At 39.9% G+C, this 3,425-nt stretch carries 2 protein-coding genes and 1 pseudogene; all 3 read left to right on the top strand.

Annotated elements, in window-relative coordinates:
- Positions 1-1,345: RHS repeat-associated core domain-containing protein (locus tag BBROOKSOX_RS12275; RefSeq protein WP_257607846.1), on the top strand; the 1,345-nt coding region annotated here is incomplete at its 5' end.
- A complete protein-coding gene (locus BBROOKSOX_RS12270) occupies positions 1,342-2,883 on the top strand; it encodes an RHS repeat-associated core domain-containing protein (RefSeq protein WP_257607845.1) in 1,542 nt (513 codons plus the stop codon). The genes BBROOKSOX_RS12275 and BBROOKSOX_RS12270, both read left to right, overlap by 4 nt.
- Positions 2,880-3,425 (top strand): annotated as a pseudogene (locus BBROOKSOX_RS09615) (RHS repeat-associated core domain-containing protein); the annotation flags it as partial. The gene BBROOKSOX_RS12270 and the pseudogene BBROOKSOX_RS09615, both read left to right, overlap by 4 nt.

The raw sequence follows: 3,425 nt of genomic DNA, 5'->3' as shown, positions 1-3,425 counted from the left end.
TACTCTACATTGGCACTACAACAACACCCTTAACCAACTCACCAAAGCAGACCAAAGCAACACCACACAATACCATGTTTATGATTACCAAGATAATCGAGTCCGCAGTGTAGTTGAATCTAACAATCAAGCACAAAGTCAAAGAGACTACCTGCCCGCACTAGATCTTTCAACCAACCAAGAAAAACAACAAAGCGCCGCCCTGCACATCGGCACCCACATCCTCAGCGAAAGTAGCAAAGACAACGCGCAAACCCCGCGCCAAACCCGCTACCAACTCATCAACCATCTACAATCCAACACCTTAGAACTAGATGACAAAGCCCAAACCCTTAGTTACGAGCACTACCACCCCTATGGTGGCACTGCTATCATTGCGGGTAAAGACAAAACCCAAGTGCAACAAAAACGCTACCGCTACACAGGCAAAGAAAGAGACGACAGTAGTGGTTTATGCCACTACGGTGCTAGGTACCTAGCCCCTTGGCTAACGAGGTGGATAAGCCCTGATTCAGCAGGGGCAGTTGATGGATTAAACTTGTATGTTTATGTGGACAATAATCCCCTTAAGTATATTGACCCAACAGGACATGTTAAAGTTATTCCAGCTGACATAAGTCTGGCAGATTATGAGATAGATGTACTAAGTCCAATTGAAGAAACTTATCAGAATAATAATTTATTTTATTTTCCTGAAGCGTATGAAAGACTGGAAAATATTGTCAAGACTTATCCTGCTGACAGACTTAACTTGTTAAACACCAATACAGAATTTTTAATAAAATCAGAAGAAAGTAGCAATAGGGCACTAATCATTCAAGCCTATTCTCGTCCGCCTTCTGATTCTTTTACGAATATTATGAACTTTTCCACAGGGGAGTTAGTTTTTAATTCAAATTTTAAAAATATAAATCAAAATCGTCGTTCTGGCTTGAACGCAACAGAAGTAATCTCTTATCAGTATTTAGGGATGACAAAAATAGCAGGTGCATTAAATATGCTACCTAAAACAATGCTACGCCACAATATAACCAACCCCAGCACAAACGAAACAATAAAGATTTATAAAGCGGATAGAAATTACCCAAGGTTTTATAATAATTTTCTTAAAAATAGTGATAACGGCAGATCTTCTTTAAGGATTACCAATACTTTTAGTCTTGAGGTAACCTCTATAAGATTAAAGGGTATTAGCAATGATGTTCGCCTACATTTAAAATCAAAAATGCCTTTAATATCTGCTGACGAACCCCTACCACCTCGTGGAGATATGCATGAATATTTTGCACCTGATAGTAGGTCGCCTGGAATAAGACGACAAGCAAACTGTTGTACCATATCGTGATTTCACTAGAACTCTACCAGCAAATATACGCCTACGATACAGGCAATAACCTAACCAACCTATCACACCAGGCAAAAAGCAACGCATGGCAACAAACCATCTCCATTCACACCAGCAATAACCATGGCACTGAAAATAACAAGCAAAATAACTTTGATGCCAATGGCAATTTATTACATTTAGACAATATTGCTAACCTAGATTGGTATTACAACAATACCCTTAACAAACTCACCAAAGCAGACAAACCCAACACCACACAATACTATGTTTATGATTATCAAGGCAAGCGAGTTCGCACTGTAACTAAATCTAACCACCAAGTGCAAAGCCAAAGAGACTACCTACCCGCACTAGACATCTCAATCAACCAAACAAAACAACAAAGCACTATCTTGCACATCGGCACCCACATCCTCAGCAAAAGCAGTGAAAACAATACCCAACCCCCACACCAAACCCGCTACCAACTCAACAGCCACCTACAATCCAACACCTTAGAGTTGGATAACAAAGCCCAAACCCTCAGTTATGAACATTATTATCCTTATGGTGGCACTGCCATTATCGCTGGCAAAGACAAAACCCAAGTGCAACAAAAACGCTACCGCTACACGGGCAAAGAAAGAGACGACAGTAGTGGCTTATGCTACTACGGCGCTAGGTATCTAGCCCCTTGGTTAGCAAGATGGATAAGCCCTGATTCAGCAGGAGCGGTTGATGGATTAGACTTGTATGTTTATGTGGACAATAATCCCCTTAAGTATATTGACCCAACAGGACATGTTAAAGTTATTCCAGCTGACATAAATCTGGCAAATTATGAGATAGATGTACTAAGTCCAATTGAAGGAACTTATCAGAATAATAATTTATTTTATTTTCCTGAATCGTATGAAAGACTGGAAAATATTGTCAGGACTTATCCTGCTGATAAACTTAACTTATTAAACACTAATACAGAATTTTCCATAGAACCAGAATGGAGAAACAACGGGGAACTCATCATTCAAGCCCATTCTCATCCGCCTTCTGATTATTTTAAGAATGCTATGAACTTCTCCACAGGGGAGTTAGTTTTTGATTCAAATTTTAAAAATGAATATCCAGGTCGTCGTTCTGGCTTGAACGCAACAGAAGTAATCTCTTATCAGTATTTAGGGATGACAAAAATAGCAGGCGCATTAAATATACTACCTCAAACAATGCTACAACAGAATATAACCAACCCCAGCGCAAACGAAGCAATGGAGATTTATCGAGCGGATAGAAATTACCCAAAGTTTTATCGTAATTTTCTTATCAAGAGTGATAATGGTAGATCTTCTTTAAGGATTACCAATACTTTTAGTCTCAAGGTAGACTCTGTAGAATTAGAGGCTACTGGCAGTAACGTTCGCCTATATTTAGAACCAAAAATGCCTTTAATATCTGCTGAAGAGCCCCTACCACCTCGTGGAGATATGCATGAATATTTTGCACCTACTAGTAGACTATCTAGAATAATACAACAAACAAACTACTGTGCCATATTATGATTTCACTAGAGCCCTTCTACACCTACGACACAGGTAACAACCCAACTAACCTATCGCACCAGACAAACAGTGGTGATTGGCAACAAACCCTCACCATCCACCCAAACAGCAACCGTGGCACTGAAAATAACAACCAAAATAACTTTGATACCAATGGCAATTTATTAAACTTAAACAATATCGGTAACCTAGAGTGGCACTACAACAACACCTTAAATAAACTTACTAAATCAGACAAAAGCAACGCCACACAATACTATGTTTATGATTACCAAGGCAAACGAGTTCGCGCTATAACTGAATCTAGTCACCAAGTACAAAGCCAAAGAGACTACCTACCCGCACTAGACATCTCAATCAACCAAGCAAAACAACAAAGCAAAACTCTGCACATCGGCACCCACATCCTCAGCGAAAGCAGCAAAGACAACACCCAAACCCACTACCAACTCAACAGCCACCTACAATCCAACACCTTGGAATTGGGCGGCAAAGCCCAAACTCTCAGTTACGAACATTATTATCCCTATGGTGGTACTGCC

This window comes from bacterium endosymbiont of Bathymodiolus sp. 5 South (assembly GCF_900128535.1).
GTDB lineage: Bacteria > Pseudomonadota > Gammaproteobacteria > PS1 > Pseudothioglobaceae > Thiodubiliella.
Note: the sequence above shows the minus strand (reverse complement) of the source record. Positions and strands in the feature narration are given on the sequence as shown.